Here is a 19,102-nt window from a genome sequence, read left to right on the forward strand (position 1 = left end):
AGTTGTTTTACCGTGGTCAACGTGGCCGATAGTACCAACGTTTACGTGCGGTTTCGTACGTTCAAATTTTGCTTTAGACACGATCGTGTTCCTTCCTAGTTATGATTCGTCTTGAGTCACATATAGCTCAAGACGCGCCAGAAATTGCTATTTTATGCGCCAACTCTCATCAGCGCAATAGATTCGTTATTAAACAAATAACAGTTAACCACGTTCTGCAATGATTGCTTCTGCAACATTTTTTGGCACATCAGCGTACTCTGCAAACTCCATGGAGTAAGAGGCGCGACCCTGAGTGGCAGACCGTAAGTCTGTTGCATAACCAAACATTTCCGATAGAGGGACTCTAGCATGGATAATCTTAAGGCCTGCATGGCCTTCATCCATACCTTCAATCATGCCGCGACGACGGTTTAAGTCACCCACAACATCACCCATCCAATCTTCTGGAGTAGTTACTTCAACTTTCATCATTGGTTCAAGAAGAACAGGCTGCGCTTCTAAAGCACCTTTCTTGAACGCCATCGAACCAGCAATCTTAAACGCCATCTCGCTTGAGTCGACATCATGATATGAACCATCGAATAATGTCGCTTTCACATCCAGAATCGGATAACCAGCTAACACACCGTTGTTCATTTGCTCTTCGATACCTTTTGCAACCGAGCTGATGTATTCCTTAGGAATCACACCACCAACGATTTCGTCGACAAAGACAAAGCCTTCGCCGAGTTCCGCAGGTTCAATCTTAAGCCAAACGTGACCATATTGACCACGACCACCAGATTGACGAACGAACTTGCCTTCTACTTCCGCTTTTCCACGGATAGTTTCGCGATAAGCCACTTGTGGTTTACCAACGTTACAGTCCACACTGAACTCACGCTTCATGCGATCAACAATGATGTCTAGGTGAAGCTCACCCATACCAGAGATCAACGTTTGACCTGTTTCCTTATCGGTTTCGACACGGAAAGATGGGTCTTCTGCCGCCAGTTTACCTAGCGCAATACCCATTTTTTCTTGGTCAGCTTTAGAGCGAGGCTCTACCGCAATTTGAATCACTGGCTCAGGGAATTCCATGCGCTCAAGAACCACTTTGTGGTCTGGGTTACACAGCGTATCGCCTGTCGTGACATCTTTTAAGCCGATCGCAGCCGCAATATCGCCAGCACGAACTTCTTTAATCTCTTCACGTTTGTTGGCATGCATCTGTACGATACGACCAAAACGTTCTTTTTTCTGTTTCACTGAGTTGTAAACGGCATCGCCAGAGTTCACCACACCAGAGTAAACACGCATGAAAGTCAATGTCCCAACAAATGGGTCAGTGGCAATCTTAAATGCAAGTGCCGAGAAAGGTTCGTTGTCGTCAGCGTGACGTTCTACTTCGTTCTCGTTTTCATCCACGCCTTTAATGGCTGGTACATCTACCGGTGAAGGCAAATATTCAACAACCGCATCCAATACCGCTTGTACGCCTTTATTTTTAAAGGCACTACCACAAGTGGCCAATACGATTTCATTGTTAATGGTACGAGTCCGTAGCGCTTGTTTGATTTCCGCTTCTGTCAGCTCGCCGTCTTCAAGATACTTTTCCATTAACTCTTCACTAGCTTCCGCTGCCGCTTCTACTAGGTTGTTGTGCCATTCTTCGGCCAACTCAAGCATATCTTCTGGAATGTCTTCGTAAGTAAACGTCATGCCTTGATCGGCTTCATTCCAGTTGATGGCTTTCATCTTGATAAGGTCGATGACACCTTTGAACTCTTCTTCCGCACCAATATTTAATTGAATAGGAACAGGAGTCGCACCAAGACGATGTTTAATTTGGTTTACAACGCGTAAAAAGTCTGCGCCAGCACGGTCCATTTTGTTAACGAACACCATGCGAGGAACACCGTATTTGTCAGCTTGACGCCATACAGTTTCAGACTGGGGTTCAACACCAGATGAGCCACAGAATACAACCACTGCACCATCAAGCACACGAAGTGAACGCTCTACTTCAATTGTAAAGTCAACGTGTCCTGGGGTATCAATGATGTTTACGCGATGATCTTGGAACTGTGCTTCCATACCACGCCAGAAGGTTGTCGTAGCAGCAGAAGTGATAGTGATACCACGTTCTTGCTCCTGCTCCATCCAGTCCATGGTTGCAGCACCATCGTGAACTTCGCCGATTTTGTGAGAAAGGCCAGTGTAGAACAGAATACGCTCAGTAGTGGTTGTTTTACCTGCATCTACGTGAGCACAGATACCGATGTTGCGGTAGCGCTCAATAGGAGTTTTCCGAGCCACGATTGTATCCTCTTACTAAGGTAATCCTTAGAGTATGAAAATGTGCTGCGAGAGAACCTCGCAGCACAGAAGGTATTACCAGCGGTAATGAGCGAATGCTTTGTTCGCTTCTGCCATACGGTGAACGTCTTCACGTTTCTTAACAGCAGTACCTTTATTTTCTGACGCGTCTAGCATTTCAGCAGCTAGGCGAGCAGCCATAGATTTTTCACCACGCTTACGCGCAGCATCAACTACCCAACGCATAGCAAGTGCGTTACGGCGAACCGGACGTACTTCTACTGGCACTTGGTAAGTTGAACCACCCACGCGGCGAGATTTAACTTCGACCGCTGGACGTACGTTTTCAAGAGCTTCTTCAAATACAGCTAAGTGACCTTTGCCAGATTTCTCAGCCATAGTGTCTAGTGCAGTGTAAACAATTTTCTCTGCAGTAGATTTTTTACCGTCAACCATAAGAATGTTAACGAATTTTGCCAGCAGTTCAGACTTGAACTTTGGATCTGGAAGGATCTTACGCTGACCAATAACGCGACGACGTGGCATGGATATTCTCCGTTGTCTTTTTCAGGTTATCCAAAACTTTTCAGTTTCTTCAAAAATTAAATAATTTAGTGTTTGGCCTTACTTAACGGAAATCCATTAAGATTTAGGACGTTTCACACCGTATTTAGAACGAGCTTGTTTACGGTCGTTTACGCCTGCACAGTCAAGTGCACCACGGATTGTGTGGTAACGCACACCTGGAAGGTCTTTTACACGACCGCCACGGATAAGAACAACTGAGTGCTCTTGAAGGTTGTGACCTTCACCGCCGATGTACGAAGTCACTTCGAAGCCGTTCGTTAGACGAACACGACATACTTTACGAAGTGCTGAGTTAGGTTTTTTAGGTGTAGTAGTGTAAACACGTGTACATACACCACGTTTTTGTGGGCACGCTTCTAGTGCTGGCACGTTGCTTTTAACAACTTGCTTTACACGAGGATTGCGGACCAACTGGTTAATAGTTGCCATTAACTAGCTCCTGAATTTACTTAAAGTAAGCTTTGTGAAAAATCTAGTCCCTAGTGCACTTAGTACAAATAGGGACGCAAAATTCTATGCAGCAGTGAGAGGTGTGTCAAGAAATATACAGATCTTTTTTAACCACCATAAGTAAAGGGTGGGTAATAGAGGGGTAATAGTGATAAGAAAATCTACCAAGTGATTGATTTTTCATGGTTAGTAGTAAGTTCAACCAAACCAGAGAAATCCACTTTGGTAATTTGTACTGAGCAGAGATCCTGCACCCCACGCGCGCAGAGATCCTCAAGTAAGACATAAACCCTGTTCAGATCGTTGAGTAGTAAAAAAGAGCCCGCACTAGGGTTACTCATATAAACTGCTTCTTCAACCAAGATAATACTATCCTCAGCCAAACAATAACGCTGCGCTAAGGCCAGTTTTGCCGTGTCTTTTACAATATGCAGCATAGGTACACCTTAGAAAGTTAGTACTTGATCGCACTCGTGAAGTAACTGAGCGATTTGCTGAGGCGATTTTTTTTCAACATCAATGACCCATTGAGCCGATGCTAACCCCAACTCTTCAACGCTTTGCTCACACAGATAAAGGTGTTCAATATCGTATAACTCAAGCAGTTTAAACGCACTGATGTAATCACGGCTAAGCAGTTGTTGCGGTGATTGGTTGGCGACGATTTGCGCCACGCCAAGCCCAACAAAAAAGAGCGAGATCGCATCACAATAGGCAGAGGCTGCCAGTACAGCATCCAGCCCTTCTCTTCCAGCCGAACTAGAATGAGGCGAAGAATGAAAAACAAAACCGATTTTTTTCAAAACTGTACCACTCGATCTTGAGTTAATAACGCTTCAGCTAAGCTTCCTAACCCAGTTTGTGCAAAACCTTGTGCCAAATTATGCGCCGTGAGCTGGTGTTGCTGAGCTTCATTTTCACTGATAATGCCACGACGTAACGCTGCAGCAACACAGGTTTCTAAGCGTACATGGTGTTCAGTAGACAGCTTCTGCCATGCTTTCACAAGATCAAACTCATCGTTCGCAGGCGCGGTGATCGCAGAGCCATTGAAAACACCATCTTGATAAAAAAATACTTGCTTGAGTGAATGCCCTTTTTCTAGCAATGCACAGGCAAACAGATAAGCACTACGCGCTGCCTGTGTGCCATACACTGAGCCATTGACCAATAATGTGTAACTCAATACTGGCTCCACTAACATTCATCTCCGGTCTTGCGTTGGCGAATGTAGAGATAGACAGTATGTTTAGAGATATTGAGCCGATCAGCTACGCGGTTAATCGCATCTTTGATGTCAAAAATGCCTTTGTCGTACAGCTCCATCACGATCTGACGGTTCTTGGTATTGTTAGACACTGATTTATCGGCGTTGATCTCTTCGATGGTACGCTCTACCGTCTGATCCACCAGCTCTTCTACATCACTGGCAAAGTTAACCGATGAGGCGGCTTCCTGAGCTTCCTGAGTCGGCATGAATGATTGCAGAACTTGTGAGAACGGAGCATCTAAATTAACGTTGATACAAAGTAAGCCAATGACTCGGTTATCACCATTACGAATCGCGACCGTAATCGATTTCATCAACACGCCACCCTTGGCGCGAGAGAAATACGATCGTGAGAAGTTACGCTCCGATCCTTCAATATCTTTCAGCATACGCAGTGCAAGATCAGTGATCGGGGAACCCACTTGACGTCCCGTGTTTTCACCATTGGCAATTTTAATCGCCGAGGTATTGAGATCTTCCAATGAGTGCAGAACGATCTCACAAAAAGGACCAATCAGGCTGGCGATACCGTCAACCACAGCTTCATAAGATCGAAGAATGATTTTATCGTGATCACTAAATGGCATCACGTGCACGGATTCCATTTCAAGCAACATATCCGCGTTTAGAGTTTCTGTCGTTGTCACTGTTATCTAGCCTTAGAGCGAAAAATCAACAAATTGACGTAAGTTTATCAGAAAATTTTAATCGAAAACTCTGTTAAGTCACTAACAAGTGATTTAGGACAACTAATTAGTGAGTCGTTAGAGACAGAAAAGGCCTGATTCATCAGGCCTTTGAGCTGGTTACAACGGTTCAACAATGGCTGATATTATTTAGCCGCATCGCTACCGTTATCAATTTTTAGCAACTCCACTTCAAACACAAGTGTTGAGTTTGCTGGAATAGTCGGTGTGTCTTGCTCACCGTAAGCCAGTTGCGGCGGGATAACAAACTTGTATTTTGCTCCCACTTGCATCAGTTGCACACCTTCTGTCCAACCAGGAATAACCCGATTGAGTGGGAATGTCGCTGGCTCACCACGATCATACGAGCTATCAAATTGAGTACCGTCAGCCAGTGTCCCTTTGTAATGCACTTGAACAGTATCGGTCTCTTTTGGTGACTCACCTTTTGCTGGCGTCAGTACTTGGTACAGTAAACCAGATTCAGTTTTCTTTACGCCATCTTGTTTTTCAAATTCAGCGCGGAATTCGTCACCAGCTTTTTCAGCAGCAGCCGCTTTTTCAGCGGCTTTCGCTTGCATGGTTTCAGAAACGCGTTTATCTAGAGCTTCTAGCGCTGCGCGTGTCTCTTCTTCACTCAACTCAGCATTGCCCGCGAAGACATGTTCAATCCCTTTTAGAACCAGATCTTTATTCAGATTGATACCAATTTCGGCTGGTTTTTCAATGCTGGTGCTGAGGTAATTTGCAAAAGAGACGCCAATCGCGTAAGCCGCTTTGTCATCTTCTGTTTTAAAGTGAACCGTTTTTCCCGCTTCCGTTTGTACTTGTTCTGCTGCAGGTGCTGCTTCAGTTTTCGGGGCTTCATCTTTCTGGCAGCCAACTGCAAGCATGACGGTTGCCGCAAGCAGTGACACTTTAAACAATGATTTCATTTATTTCTCCAATTTGTAGGCAAACCTTTTGTTATTACGCACAAATTTCGGTGAAAAACTGGTGCGCTAAACAGAGTTGTACCAATATAGCGATATGTTGATAGATTGTCTTTACACTCAAAGCGGATAATTAGACTTGATGCGAATAATTTCTCATTCAATCCTAGGTTGCATTGTCATCTTGATGTTAAATGGCTGTTTTTTCTCTAACAGCGATGTACAACGTTGGGATATAGAACCAAACGGTTCGACCAGTTTCGGTTTAAGCCGCGATGGTCGTTTTGCGCTACTCTATTCCAAACAAAGACAACTCGTTCTATGGGATCTTGAACAAAACAAAACCTTAGCTGAATTGGGACCTCAAGACCCACAAGCCAATACCGTTTCTCATATTCGACTCTCCGATAATGGCCGTTTTGCCGTGACCGCTAGCCAAATTAACTTTGCCGTATGGGACTTAGGTTGGACACAAGCTCAAGGTTTGTGGTCCATCTCCGATGGGCTGATCCGAGACATTGACATTGCCAATAACGGGAAACAAGTTCTGCTCGGTTTATCCAATGGTAAAGCGATTTACGTCGATTTAGTCACTGGACGTCGACTAGAGTTCCTTGCTCATCGAGAAAAAGTGAATTCTGTCGCCCTATCGCCCAATGGCCGCTTTGCTCTGACGGGAGGTAATGATTATTTTGCCTACCTTTGGGATACGCAAAGTGGGCAAATTTTACGATCGTTTGAACATGAGCAGCGGGTGAATCGAGTCGCCTTGCAGCGAGAGGGCAAATTAGCCTTTACCTCCGATGGTGGTAATCAATCCATTATTTGGGATCTCTCCTCGGGTAAGGAACAGGCGAAATTGCGCAGTTTTTCACGACAATTGATTTTCTCTACGGCGCGTTTTTCCGATGATGGCAGGTTGCTTGTGACAGGGAATCCTTCAAGCCAAGTCGCGGTTTGGGATACTCAAAGTGGTAAAAAACAGCAAGGATTCGAAGTAGAACCGCTAAAAGATGCTCGCCCACCCACTGCGGTGGTGTATGATGCGGCCTTTGATCATCAGCAACGAATTATTACCGGAAGCTCTGCAGGTATTGCTCAAGCTTGGAAACTCGACGATTAGTTATGAACGATAAGTATATTCAGCAATTAGAACAGCGTGTTAGTGACTTGGAATGCCAACTTGCTTTCCAAGAACAAACCATTGATGAACTCAATCAAGCATTATCAACACAGCAGCTCATGCTGACGAAAATGCAAGACCAAATGAAATATGTGGCTGGTAAAGTCAAAAATATGGATGCCTCACATTTAGCGGATCCATCAGAAGAGACTCCACCACCTCACTATTGATAGTGATGATACTGATAGTGATAAACTGATAATAATAAATCGGTTACCGCGCTATTGTACATCACTATCGTGCGAAGTAGTACGCAATGATGCCTCCTGCAACGACGAGACAACCACCGATGCGGCGCAGTTGATGATCGGGCTGCTGGCTGAGCTCTGCCACCATCTTTCTCCAGCCATTAGGGGCGATTAACGGTCCAATACCTTCTGCAATTAACACCAGCCCCACAGCAAGCCAGATTGAATTCGACATAGTGCCTTCTCTCTTAAAGCCATAAACGACAAAGGCTCCCTGAAGGAGCCTTTGAATAAACAACGGTCAATTATTTCGTTGTCAAACCTTTAGTGTTATTCATGTACTTGAAGAAATCACTCTTAGGATCAAGCACCAAGATATCACTCTTCTCGCTAAATGATTTCTCATAGGCTTTCAGCGAACGTAAGAACCCGTAAAACTCAGGATCTTTACTGTACACATCTGAGTAAATCTTCGCTGCTTTAGCATCAGCATCACCGCGAGTTACGCGAGCCGTTTTATCCGCTTCCGCTAAGATAGTCGCCACTTCAAGTTCAGCTTGAGCACGAATGACTTCGGCTTTTTCACGACCTTGAGAGCGGTGTTTACGAGCTACTGACTCACGTTCAGCACGCATACGACGATAGATAGACTCACTGATCTCATCTGGGAGGTTGATTTTCTTAATACGGAAATCAACCACTCTGACGCCTAAATCTTTCAGTGCGCCTTTACGTGTATCTTCCAACACATTTTCCATCACTTGGTCACGCTGACCATCGATTTCCAATGCTTGTTTCGCAGCCTCAGTCGTGACGACTTCATCATCAGCACTTTCCGGCAAGACATCTTTATTACGTGGGCCTGAAACAATTTGTTTGATTTCACGAGAACCGATTTCAGAACGAAGAATGTCTGTCACTTTACGCTCTAACAGTGCTTGTGCCGTCAATGCATTGCCACCACCCGTTGCCAAGTAGTATTGACCAAAGTCTTCAATACGCCATTTGACATAGGTATCGATGATCACATCTTTTTTCTCTGAAGTCACGAAACGGTCAGAGCGGCCATCCATTGTTTGGATGCGCGCATCTAACGTTCTTACTCGATCAAACAGTGGCATTTTAAAATGCAAACCCGGTTCGTAGATTCGAGCAATTTCATTGTTATCTTTCAAAATACGACCGAAACGGACAACGATACCGCGCTCACCTTCAGGAATCACAAACAGCGACATCAACATCAATACCAGTGCAATCACTAATACTGGGATCATTAACTTACGCATTACTAGTATCTCCCTTGACGTGTATTGCTAGAGCGAGACGGTGTATTACCTGTATCACTGCTGGTTGGTGAATCAAGCTCTATCTGATCATAGGTTGATGATGATTTATCTTGACGTTTGGTGTCATTCTTACTGTCTTGGCCTGTAATTCGATCCAACGGTAGATAAAGCATATTGCCACTGGATTCTGAATCAATCAGCACTTTAGATGTGTTTGAATACACTTCTTCCATGGTATCTAGGTAGAGACGATTACGTGTCACATCTGGCGCGGCTTGATACTCAGGGAGCAGTTTTTCAAACTGTGCCACTTGACCCAATGCTTCGTTAATCGTGCGTTCTGTATAACCTTGCGCTTCTTTCTTCAAACGTTCTGCTCGGCCTGTTGCTTTAGGCAGAATTTCGTTCTTATACGCTTCAGATTCACGAATGAAACGCTCTTCATCTTCTCGCGCCGCAATCGCATCATCGAACGCATCTTTCACTTGCTCTGGCGGACGAGCCGACTGGAAGTTGACATCGACAATCATTAAGCCCATATCATAGCTATCAATGATTTGATTCAAGGTCGTTTGGGTACTTTGACGAATTTGCTGACGGCCACTGGTTAAGATACTGTCCATCAAAGAATCACCAACCACGGCACGTAATGCTGAGTCAGTTGCTTGGCGTAAGCTATCGTCAGCATTAGTCACACGATACAAGTACTTGTATGGATCAGACACGCGATATTGTACATCCATGCCAACAGTGACCACGTTTTCATCTTTGGTTAGCATCAAACCCGATGCACGTAGTGAGCGAATCGCTTGTACGTTAACGGCCGTCACTTCATCAACAAAGCGAGGACGCCAGTTCAAACCTGGATCAACGATGCGATCATACTTACCTAAACGCAGCACGACGCCACGCTCAGCTTCACCAATCGTATAGAAACCAGAAAAGAACCACACCGCAACTGCGATTGCTGCAATGACTCCAAAGCCAATTGCGCTACCACCAGAGAATGAAGGGCCTTTACCGCCTTTCTTACCAAATCGTCCGCCCAGTTTCTGGCTCAGTTTATTGAAAACCTCATCCAAATCTGGCGGTCCTTGATCACGGCCACCTTTATTTTTGTCACCACGATTATTACCCCAAGGGTCATTATCGCGGCCATTGTTGCCGTTGTTATTACCGGGCTCATTCCACGCCATTAGAAAGCTCCATCATTTGATATGACGTTATACTGTAGCAGTCCTTTAAGTAACTATAAAGTCACGCAAAACTGCTTCTTCTCTTTTTTCTAGTCTAAACCAATCAACTTGCTGCATACGAATGTTAATCAACAAATTACCATCTGGATCATATTCTTCTTGTTGAATACATTTCATTTGTGAAAATGCACTACGAATGCGACCTTGGTGCAGTGGTGGAATACACAATTGATATTGAATGACTTGACTCGCTAATCGCTCTGTCAATGCTTCGAAAAGCAGATCAATACCTTGTCCATCCATGGCTGATAACCACACGGTTCTCGGTATTCCCTCATCATCTTTTTCGATGCGAGGTTGTTGGCCTTCTAGATTATCGATCTTGTTCATGACGACAAGCGTTGGCACCTCATGGGCGTCAATCTCTTCTAATACATCATGGACGGCTTTGATATTCTCACGAAAACGCTCATCACTGGCATCAACAACATGTAACAAAATGTCAGCTTCTTGAGTTTCTTGTAACGTGGCTTTAAATGCTGCAACTAAATCGTGCGGCAGATGACGAATAAATCCTACGGTGTCAGCGAGAACGGCAGTACCAACGTCCGCCAATTCGATTTTCCGCAAGGTAGGATCTAGGGTTGCAAACAGTTGATCGGCTGCATAAACCCCAGCTTCAGTAATGCGATTAAATAACGTTGATTTCCCCGCATTGGTATAACCCACTAGCGATATGGTGGGAATCTCAGCTCGATTTCGAGCTCGGCGTCCTTGTTCTCGCTGCTTAGCGACTTTCTCTAAGCGGCGTAATATCGCTTTAATACGTTCACGCAATAAACGTCTGTCGGTTTCTAGCTGCGTTTCACCAGGTCCACGTAAGCCTATACCGCCTTTTTGTCGCTCAAGGTGCGTCCAACCACGAATTAATCGCGTAGAGATGTGGCGCAATTGTGCCAGCTCTACTTGCAACTTCCCTTCATGGGTTCGTGCTCGTTGGGCAAAAATATCGAGGATGAGGCCGGTACGGTCAATCACTCGACATTGGCATAGTTGTTCAAGATTACGTTCTTGGGCAGGAGAAAGGGCGTGGTTGAAGATCACCACATCCGCTTCAACAAGTTGAACCGCATGCGCTATCTCTTGGGCTTTGCCCTCACCGACATAATATTTAGGGTGTGGAGTTTGACGGCTGCCAGTAATAATTTGCAGTGTCGACACTCCAGCAGAAGAAACCAGCATTTCACACTCGCTGAGATCATCCCACTCACCCTTTTGCGTGAAGTTGATATGAACAAGTACCGCTCGCTCACCGGCTTCGTAACGGTCAAACAAGCAACCAACTCCTTTGTAAGTAAATAATACTAATCAGAGAATTACTCTTCTGATTTGTCTGATGGACGATCAGACCCAGTGCGTGGCTCAGCAGTATGGTGGCTCACTGCACGTGCAGGAACAACCGTTGAAATCGCATGCTTATACACCATTTGATTGACTGTGTTTTTCAGTAAGATCACAAATTGATCAAAGGATTCAATCTGACCTTGAAGCTTAATTCCGTTCACAAGGTAGATGGATACTGGAATGCGCTCACGACGTAGTGCATTTAAGAATGGGTCTTGTAGAGATTGCCCCTTAGCCATTTTATTTTCCTTATTTGTATTTTGTTGTAGTTATTTAGCTAGTGGTGCACTGCATTATTGGTGCGGCCTTTGCATCTGAGCTAAATGAATAAAAACCCCGTTGCTACTTGTTATGACGGCGATAATGCCAAATATCAAGTAACGGATCCTTTACAGGGTACATCACGCAAAAGCGATCACATTATACACAGCTAACTCCATCAGATGCTATGGCATTTGAGAGAGTTTCTACTGCATGATCAATGTTTTCGCTATCTAACCAAGTTAAATCATCCCAGCTGCGTAACCAGGTGATCTGACGCTTGGCCAATTGACGGGTTGCACAGATTCCACGATATACCGCTTCCTCTAACGTACAATTCCCATCCAAATAGTCCCACATCTGTCGATAACCAACACAGCGAATCGATGGCAAATCCGGATGAAGATCGTTTCGAGCATAAAGTGCTTTCATTTCTTCTTCAAATCCAGCTTCGATCATCTTTTCAAACCTGAGTTCGATTCGACGGTGGAGCTCAGCCCTTTCCTTGGGAGCTATAGCAAACTGTTTAACTCGAAATGGCAGGCTTTCTCCTTTCGTTTGAGTTAACTCTGTAAGAGTTTTACCTGAAATTCGGTAAACTTCCAATGCTCGTGACAATCTTTGTGGATCATTGGGATGAATTCTTGCCGCCGAAACCGGATCAATCGTTTGTAATTGATCGTGTAACTGACCCCAACTATGCTCCAAAGCCTCTTGCTCAATTTGTTGCCGTATCTCAGGGTTAGCCGCAGGAAGTGGCGAAAGCCCTTCAAGTAGAGCCTTGTAATACAACATAGTTCCCCCAACGAGCAGAGGAATTTTACCTTGCGCGGTAATATCATGCATTGCAAGTAATGCATCGCGACGAAAATCCGCCGCCGAATAGGCTTCACTTGGATCCAAAATATCGATCAGACGATGAGGTGCGAGTGCCAGTTCATGTGCATTAGGTTTGGCGGTGCCAATATCCATGCCTTTGTAGATCAGCGCCGAGTCGACACTGATGATTTCCACTGGGTATTTTTGGCGCAAACGAATCGCCAAATCTGTTTTACCTGATGCGGTCGGGCCCATTAAAAACAGAGCCAATGGTTGTGTTTGATTCATCATTCTTTTAATTCGTTATGCCAACAAGGCCGCTATGGTGGTAGAAAAATCAACGGGGCGGACAAAACTCGCATCATGAAGAGGAAGTTGCCCTTGCCAAAGCTGTTCAAGTTCCGAAATCATTTGGATGGCTTCAGACAAAGTGTAGTCACTTTTCACCACAGTGATGTGTTCAGCCAGCCAATCGGCAACAAGATCCACCGTAATAGGTTCATCATCAGCCGTAAAATTAGCGGACACGTAAGATAGCAGATCTGGGATTAAGTTTTGCAGGTTTTGTTGCCTCAACGGTTGAGGTACGCCCATCACCATGATGCTTGAACCATGACGTTCTTTAAGCTCAATCCCTAGCGTATTCAACATCGGCTGGCAATGCGCTAACGCTTGATGTTCTTGTGCTGAGAGCTTGATGGAGAGCGGCACGAGTAAGGGTTGGCTTTTCAAGCCGCCTTGTTCGGTATGCAACTGGCCGCGAGTTTTCAGCCATGCTCCTTTGATAAGAGAAAGCAATACGACGCCCTGTTTGGACCCCATTAACAGGTACTGCCCTTTGATTACCGCAATAGCTTTACCCAACTGTTCGAGCTGCAGCATTTCACCTTGATCTTGATGTGCGATAGGAGAAAGTTCGACTGCTGAAGCTGGCGGTTGAGTTGCCATCAGCTCTTGATAGAGCTTCACTTCCCCGCTCGAAGGTGAGCCCGTTGGCTGGCGCTCAGCTTTCGCCCGAGAAGAAGATGGAGAGCCGTTTTGCTGCCAATGGCTACGCTTTGGCGTTTCAGCTATGCCGTGCGCGGTTGTACTTTCTCGCTCAGCTTTTCGTGGATAAGCGGGAGTGTTGTCAATCGCTTGCCACACTTGCTCTGGAACGGTGTTATGCCCCTCAGTTTCTTGGCACACACTATCAATTGCAGTGTCATTCTCAATGCGATCCACAGTCTCCGCATCGGGCTGATGAAAAGCCGATGGTTTGAGCTGCGGCTTCTCAATGTGCTTGCTTTCAGCCAGTGCACTACTGAGTGCTTGATAGATAAAATCATGCACTAATCGCGCTTGATGGAAACGCACCTCGTGTTTCGCGGGATGGACATTCACATCCACTTGATGGGGATCGAGCTCAATGAAGAGTACATAAGTGGCGAACTGATCGCCTCTCAGGCTGGTTTCATAACTTTGCCGGATAGCATGATTAATCAGCTTGTCACGCATCATCCGCCCATTAACGTAGCAGTATTGCAAATCACTCTGCTGGCGCGCGCCTTCTGGAGTCGTTATCCAACCATGCAAGCGAAGCCCTTGATGTTCCAACTCAATGTTCAGCATATGGCGAACAAAAGCGTTGCCACACACAGCCGCGATTCTTTTTTCCTCTTGAGCGGCCGTTTTAGCCGCTCGATATTGACGTACCATCTTGCCGTTATGGCGCACATTGATGGTGACATCAAACCGGCTCAAAGCAATGCGTTTTAGTAGCTCATCAATGTGAGTAAATTCTGTTTTCTCTGTGCGTAAAAATTTGCGCCGAGCGGGCGTATTAAAGAACAGATCGAGCACTTCGACAGACGTTCCAATCGGGTGTGCGGTTGGCTGCAACTTAACCGCCATATCTCGACCTTCACTGTATGCTGCCCAAGCTTGTTCTTGCGTGGCTGGACGAGACGTCAATGTAAGCCGAGAGACTGAGCTAATACTCGCGAGCGCTTCTCCACGAAAACCTAAGCTGACGATCGCCTCTAAATCATCCAAGGTGTGAATTTTAGAAGTTGCATGGCGGCTTAAAGCGAGCGCCAATTCCTCTTTTACTATCCCTTGTCCGTTATCGCGCACACGAATAAGCTTCGCACCTCCCTTTTCGATATCGATATCGATACGAGAGGCGCCCGAATCCAAGCTATTCTCCACCAGCTCTTTAACGACAGAAGCCGGTCTTTCAACCACTTCACCTGCGGCAATTTGGTTAGCAAGACGTGCGGGTAGAATCTTAATCGTCATACTCATTACTACTTATTGGGAATGATCAACACTTGCCCTATGGCGAGCTGATCAGACCGAAGTTGGTTTACTTGGCGAATACTATTCAGACTCACTTGATATTGGCTGGCAATTTTGCTCAAAAACTCGCCTTTTTCAACTTTATGCTTACGCAGCGGCTTATCCTTCAAACTCACCGTTATCTTCAGTTTCTGCCCCAGCGTTAAGGTGTCTGAACGCAAGTTATTCTCGCGTTTAATCGCATCCACACTCACTTTATACGTGCTCGCTATCTTGCCCAAATACTCGCCAGATTTCACCACATGCGTAACAATTTCCGTTTCTACTGGGTTGCTGACCACAGGAACGCGAATCGGAGCTGACGTGGCCGGAATCGTTAAGATTTGACCAATCGACAAATTGGCATTTTTTAGTTTGTTGGTTGCGATTAATGCTTGAGTCGAAGTGCCATATTTATTAGCGATAACCGAGAGTGATTCCCCACGCTGCACTTTGTGCTTTTGCGTCTTACCGCGATTAGCAAACAGAGTGCCCTCGGGTGGGTTTTCTTCAAAATACTTGACGATGGCGGTTGCCAATGCGCGAGCCAATTTATCTTGATGCGAGCGCTGAAATAGCAATTGTTCCTCGGTAGGGTTAGAAATAAAACCCGTTTCAACCAACACCGAAGGAATATCGGGCGACTTAAGTACCGCCAAACTTGCGTTGACTGGCTCTGCTTTATGTAAGTGGGCTACTTTTCCCATTTCGCCTAGCAGATGAGTTGCCACCTTGTAACCCTCTTTTTGCGAGTGACTAAATTGCAAGTCCAGCAAGGTTTGGCTAACGTTTCGATCGCTATTGTTTTTTGCCAGCACTTCACCAGCCCCACCTAACAGTTCTGATTGCTGTTCGTGGTTCTCAACCCAGCGAGCTATTTCCGTATTCGCACGCTTGGTATTTAACACAAACACCGAGCCCCCTCTGGGTTGCGGGGTATGAAACGCATCGGCGTGAATGGAGACAAGTAGGTGTGACTTATTACGGCGCGCAATTTCAGAACGTTTATTGAGATTGACAAAGTAATCGCCACTGCGTGTCATGACCGCCTTCATTCCTGGAACGGCGTTAATTTGATCTGCGATCTTCTTGGAGATACTTAAGGTGGCATTTTTTTCATATTTTTTGGTCGGGCCAATCGAGCCGGGATCTTCTCCGCCATGACCAGCATCAATAGCCACCACGATATCCTCGGTTCCTAATAACTGCGAAGCGTCGCGGCTCACTTTAGTTTGGCTGGCCGGTTTTACTGTCGCCTTATCACTATCCAAATTGTGGGGTAAATCAACCACCAAACGATGCCCATACTGACCACCCGGCGTTGGCGCAAGTTTAAATGGCTGAGGGTTCACTTTGCGCTGTAACTCAAACACCAAGCGATACGTCCCTTTCTCCGGAGGCGAGCTATTACGAATTTGCTTGAGAACAGGACTATCCGCGACTTTAAGCGGCAATTTTGTATTAAGCGTGGTGTTTTTTAAATCAACCACCAAACGCTCGGGGCTGCTTAAAGTGAAATAGCTATAATCCGCTTCAGTTTTGAGATCGATAACCACTCGAGTTTCATCTGGAGAAGGCCAAACGCGCACGCCTTCTAATGCATTCGCGTGCGTCGTTGAAGTAAATAAAGCACAGCCCCAAACCGCAAGCGATAGAGTTATCGTTCGTAACAAATGGATGATGTTCAACATAACTCCAACTGACTCAGCAATGAGGATCCATAGGGGCTGTTTGCACTCAGAAAAGCTTGCCTTTGTTCGCCATCGTAGCGTAGCTCAACATCAATATCTGCGGTTGGAAGTAGACCGTTGCCTTTTTCTGGCCACTCAACAAGGCAGATCGCATCCGGTGTGAAATAGTCACGAATACCCATAAATTCCAACTCTTCCGGATCGGCCAAGCGATAAAGATCAAAATGGTATACTTGCCAATCGGCTAGTTGATAAGGTTCAACTAAGGTATAAGTCGGGCTCTTGACGTTGCCAACATGGCCTAATGCGCGGATGAAGCCACGGCTGAAGGTTGTTTTTCCAGCACCGAGATCACCATGCAAATAAAGCGTGGTTTGCGCAGAGCATCGCTTAGCCAAAGCTGCGCCTAATTTTACCGTTTGCTGTTCGTCTTTTAAGGTAAAGATCTTAGTACTCATGAATTACCGCTCTCAAGTGTCGAAAATTGACTATATAAAAATCAAAAGAACTCGAATAGTAAACTGGGTTGGAATTGAGAGACAAGCTCTCTTCTGTAAGTAAAAGGAAAAAACTCGCTTTTTATGTCAGTTTAATCCACATCACAGACGATCATTTCCTAGATCCTCAATAAAGGATCCGTTAAGATCCTCGCCCCTTTTTGCAACGAGCTCATCGATAATGGACTACCAAGTACTGGCAGACAAAATTAAAATCTGGGCACGTGAACTTGGCTTCGAAAAGGTCGGGATCTGCGATATCGATCTCAGCGAGCACGAAGAGGCTTTGCAGAAATGGTTGGATGCTGGATTTCACGGTGAAATGGACTGGATGGCGCGCCATGGCATGATGCGAGCTAGGCCACATGAACTCCTTCCCGGCACCGTCCGTGTGATCAGCGCACGCATGAATTACTTACCCCCAGATGCTCGGTTTGCCAGTGATTTGAATAATCCCAATTACGCTTATATCAGCCGCTACGCTCTGGGGCGTGACTACCATAAACTGGTACGCAACCAGCTCAAAAAACTCGGCGAAAAGATTGAACAAGAAGTGGGGGCACTCGGTTATCGCCCTTTTGTGGACTCCGCCCCAATACTAGAGCGGCCTTTAGCACAAAAAGCTGGACTTGGTTGGACTGGCAAGCATTCACTTATCCTTGATAAAGAGAGTGGTTCTTGGTTTTTTCTTGGTGAACTACTGATTGATTTGCCGCTGCCAGTCGATGTACCAAGCAGTAATCAATGTGGCAAATGCACTGCCTGCATCACCTCATGCCCTACACAAGCCATCGTGGAAGACGGTGTTGTTGATGCTCGCCGATGCATCTCTTACCTCACCATAGAATATGATGGCGTAATTGCTGAAGAGTTTCGCAAGGCAATGGGTAATCGCATTTACGGCTGTGATGATTGCCAGTTGGTCTGCCCTTGGAATCGCTTTTCCGAGCTCACTCAACAAAGTGATTTTCATCGCCGTCAAGCACTGGATGAACCAGACTTAGTTGAACTGTTTGCTTGGGATGAGGCCACCTTCTTACGTTATATGGAAGGTTCGGCTATTCGCCGAATTGGCCACCAGCAATGGTTGCGTAATCTTTCCATCGCTTTAGGAAACGCGCCATATTCACAACGCATTATCGCAGCGCTAAACACGAGGTTAGGCTTGTCTGATTTATTAGACGAACATATACATTGGGCGCTAGTAGAACAAAAACGAAAATCATCGGAGCCAGCGAGTGCATGCTCTAGCAATAAGAAGCAGCAGCGCTTAATTCGAATTGTCGAGAAAGGGTTACCGCGTGATGCGTAAAAAATGAGGTAATTGCATAACTAATGAACACAGACTTTGATATGTATCTCAAAATACCAATTTGTGGACAAAATTTTAAACACGACACTGTTTTCTATAATTGAGAAAAGTTAGCCACATCAGCAATTAATGACAAGGATCAAAGATCTTGATATTAATGATCATACAGTTAGTTGACCTAATGGTGACAAAATAACAAAAATCAATTTAAAAACAATTAGTTACACAGAAAGACAGCAAGATTAGAGAACAGAGCCGCATTAAAAGATCTTTCACTGACGCTTGCCAACACTTCACTAAAAACACGTTATACACCAACTTATCCACAATTAGTTTTTGTGGATAACTCTGTTAATGAATAAGAATAAATAGCGACGAAAAGCCAGATTCTACAGAGACTAACCTGTGTATTGAAATTCAGCACGTAAGTTATCAAGACGGCAATAAATCCGCTTAGAACTGCAGATTATTTTTATTTTAGGGAGTTATGCTTCACAGCATTAAAGAAAGAGCATAAACCAAATACTGGTTTGAGTTCAGAGAATACTCTGAAAGAAGCTGGAGCGACACATAACCGTTACCTCAACCTTGGTAAGGTTGCGCTCTACCAACTGAGCTAGTGTCGCAATGATTAATCGCATTCACGCTTAATCTGAATTTGGTTGCGGGGGCCGGATTTGAACCGACGACCTTCGGGTTATGAGCCCGACGAGCTACCA

The 19,102-nt window shown here is 45.3% G+C and carries 19 protein-coding genes, 1 tRNA gene and 1 pseudogene; 3 read left to right on the forward strand and 18 right to left on the reverse strand.

Translation table 11 applies throughout. The annotated features are described in order from the left end of the window. Positions 1–204: 204 nt before the first annotated feature. From fusA to fkpA, 8 genes are all read right to left on the reverse strand, one after another. Positions 205–2,301 (reverse strand): elongation factor G, encoded by a 2,097-nt coding sequence (fusA, locus tag AACR75_RS01855; RefSeq protein ID WP_010318928.1) that lies wholly within the window; start codon positions 2,299–2,301, stop codon positions 205–207. 75 nt (positions 2,302–2,376) lie between these two features. Further along, entirely contained in the window at positions 2,377–2,847 is a 471-nt protein-coding gene (rpsG, locus tag AACR75_RS01860) for a 30S ribosomal protein S7 (RefSeq protein WP_013857921.1), read from the reverse strand. A gap of 96 nt (positions 2,848–2,943) precedes the next feature. Beyond that, a complete protein-coding gene (gene rpsL, locus AACR75_RS01865) occupies positions 2,944–3,318 on the reverse strand; it encodes a 30S ribosomal protein S12 (RefSeq protein ID WP_010318930.1) in 375 nt (124 codons plus the stop codon). 182 nt (positions 3,319–3,500) lie between these two features. Then, the gene (gene tusB / locus AACR75_RS01870; RefSeq protein WP_010318931.1) at positions 3,501–3,776 is read right to left on the reverse strand and encodes a sulfurtransferase complex subunit TusB; all 276 of its coding nucleotides are present in this window, start codon (positions 3,774–3,776) and stop codon (positions 3,501–3,503) included. A 9-nt stretch (positions 3,777–3,785) separates the two neighbouring features. Beyond that, positions 3,786–4,142: a sulfurtransferase complex subunit TusC gene (gene tusC / locus AACR75_RS01875; RefSeq protein WP_047688398.1), complete on the reverse strand. Its 357-nt coding sequence runs from the start codon at positions 4,140–4,142 to the stop codon at positions 3,786–3,788. Then, entirely contained in the window at positions 4,139–4,543 is a 405-nt protein-coding gene (gene tusD, locus AACR75_RS01880; protein WP_010318933.1) for a sulfurtransferase complex subunit TusD, read from the reverse strand. The genes tusC and tusD overlap by 4 nt, the downstream gene beginning before the upstream one ends. After that, the gene (locus tag AACR75_RS01885) at positions 4,537–5,256 is read right to left on the reverse strand and encodes a helix-turn-helix transcriptional regulator (protein ID WP_013857924.1); all 720 of its coding nucleotides are present in this window, start codon (positions 5,254–5,256) and stop codon (positions 4,537–4,539) included. The genes tusD and AACR75_RS01885 overlap by 7 nt, the downstream gene beginning before the upstream one ends. A 185-nt stretch (positions 5,257–5,441) precedes the next feature. Next, entirely contained in the window at positions 5,442–6,230 is a 789-nt protein-coding gene (fkpA, locus tag AACR75_RS01890; protein ID WP_010318935.1) for an FKBP-type peptidyl-prolyl cis-trans isomerase, read from the reverse strand. A 139-nt stretch (positions 6,231–6,369) separates the two neighbouring features. Between fkpA and AACR75_RS01895 the strand changes: the two genes are divergently transcribed. Both AACR75_RS01895 and AACR75_RS01900 read left to right on the forward strand, forming a co-directional pair. After that, positions 6,370–7,350, forward strand: coding sequence for a WD40 repeat domain-containing protein (locus tag AACR75_RS01895; protein WP_026027456.1), 981 nt, complete (start codon positions 6,370–6,372; stop codon positions 7,348–7,350). 2 nt (positions 7,351–7,352) lie between these two features. After that, positions 7,353–7,580 carry a SlyX family protein gene (locus AACR75_RS01900; protein ID WP_010318937.1) on the forward strand — a complete coding sequence of 76 codons (228 nt, stop codon included), beginning with the start codon at positions 7,353–7,355 and terminating at the stop codon, positions 7,578–7,580. Between the two features lie 64 nt (positions 7,581–7,644). Here AACR75_RS01900 and AACR75_RS01905 read toward each other — a convergent pair whose 3' ends face one another. The 9 genes and pseudogenes from AACR75_RS01905 to tsaE all read right to left on the reverse strand — a co-directional run bounded on the left by AACR75_RS01905 (position 7,645) and on the right by tsaE (position 17,032). After that, the gene (locus tag AACR75_RS01905; protein ID WP_017043313.1) at positions 7,645–7,833 is read right to left on the reverse strand and encodes a DUF2065 domain-containing protein; all 189 of its coding nucleotides are present in this window, start codon (positions 7,831–7,833) and stop codon (positions 7,645–7,647) included. 70 nt (positions 7,834–7,903) lie between these two features. After that, complete coding sequence (hflC, locus tag AACR75_RS01910) at positions 7,904–8,884, reverse strand: protease modulator HflC (RefSeq protein WP_013857929.1); 981 nt, start codon at positions 8,882–8,884, stop codon at positions 7,904–7,906. 2 nt (positions 8,885–8,886) lie between these two features. Further along, on the reverse strand, positions 8,887–10,080 hold the full coding sequence (gene hflK / locus AACR75_RS01915) for an FtsH protease activity modulator HflK (RefSeq protein WP_013857930.1): 1,194 nt from the start codon (positions 10,078–10,080) through the stop codon (positions 8,887–8,889). Between the two features lie 45 nt (positions 10,081–10,125). Next, positions 10,126–11,415 carry a ribosome rescue GTPase HflX gene (gene hflX, locus AACR75_RS01920; RefSeq protein ID WP_010318941.1) on the reverse strand — a complete coding sequence of 430 codons (1,290 nt, stop codon included), beginning with the start codon at positions 11,413–11,415 and terminating at the stop codon, positions 10,126–10,128. 41 nt (positions 11,416–11,456) lie between these two features. Continuing rightward, positions 11,457–11,723, reverse strand: a complete 267-nt coding sequence (gene hfq, locus AACR75_RS01925; protein WP_013857931.1) for an RNA chaperone Hfq — start codon at positions 11,721–11,723, stop codon at positions 11,457–11,459. Positions 11,724–11,904: 181 nt separating this feature from the next. After that, positions 11,905–12,852, reverse strand: a complete 948-nt coding sequence (miaA, locus tag AACR75_RS01930; protein ID WP_156117092.1) for a tRNA (adenosine(37)-N6)-dimethylallyltransferase MiaA — start codon at positions 12,850–12,852, stop codon at positions 11,905–11,907. A gap of 15 nt (positions 12,853–12,867) precedes the next feature. Continuing rightward, positions 12,868–14,850, reverse strand: a complete 1,983-nt coding sequence (mutL, locus tag AACR75_RS01935) for a DNA mismatch repair endonuclease MutL (protein WP_081989687.1) — start codon at positions 14,848–14,850, stop codon at positions 12,868–12,870. A 2-nt stretch (positions 14,851–14,852) separates the two neighbouring features. Further along, positions 14,853–16,496 (reverse strand): annotated as a pseudogene (locus AACR75_RS01940) (N-acetylmuramoyl-L-alanine amidase); the annotation flags it as partial. A gap of 71 nt (positions 16,497–16,567) precedes the next feature. Then, positions 16,568–17,032 carry a tRNA (adenosine(37)-N6)-threonylcarbamoyltransferase complex ATPase subunit type 1 TsaE gene (tsaE, locus tag AACR75_RS01945; RefSeq protein WP_047688409.1) on the reverse strand — a complete coding sequence of 155 codons (465 nt, stop codon included), beginning with the start codon at positions 17,030–17,032 and terminating at the stop codon, positions 16,568–16,570. A gap of 220 nt (positions 17,033–17,252) precedes the next feature. Here tsaE and queG point away from each other — a divergent pair, with 220 nt between their 5' ends. Then, positions 17,253–18,383 (forward strand): tRNA epoxyqueuosine(34) reductase QueG, encoded by a 1,131-nt coding sequence (gene queG / locus AACR75_RS01950; RefSeq protein ID WP_047688411.1) that lies wholly within the window; start codon positions 17,253–17,255, stop codon positions 18,381–18,383. Positions 18,384–18,942: 559 nt separating this feature from the next. On the opposite strand, the gene AACR75_RS01955 is transcribed toward queG, so the two are convergent. After that, a tRNA-Gly gene (locus tag AACR75_RS01955) sits at positions 18,943–19,009 on the reverse strand. Between the last annotated feature and the right edge of the window lie 93 nt (positions 19,010–19,102).

It is taken from the genome of Vibrio sp. ZOR0018 (genome assembly GCF_963865925.1).
In the GTDB taxonomy this organism is placed as follows: domain Bacteria; phylum Pseudomonadota; class Gammaproteobacteria; order Enterobacterales; family Vibrionaceae; genus Vibrio; species Vibrio anguillarum.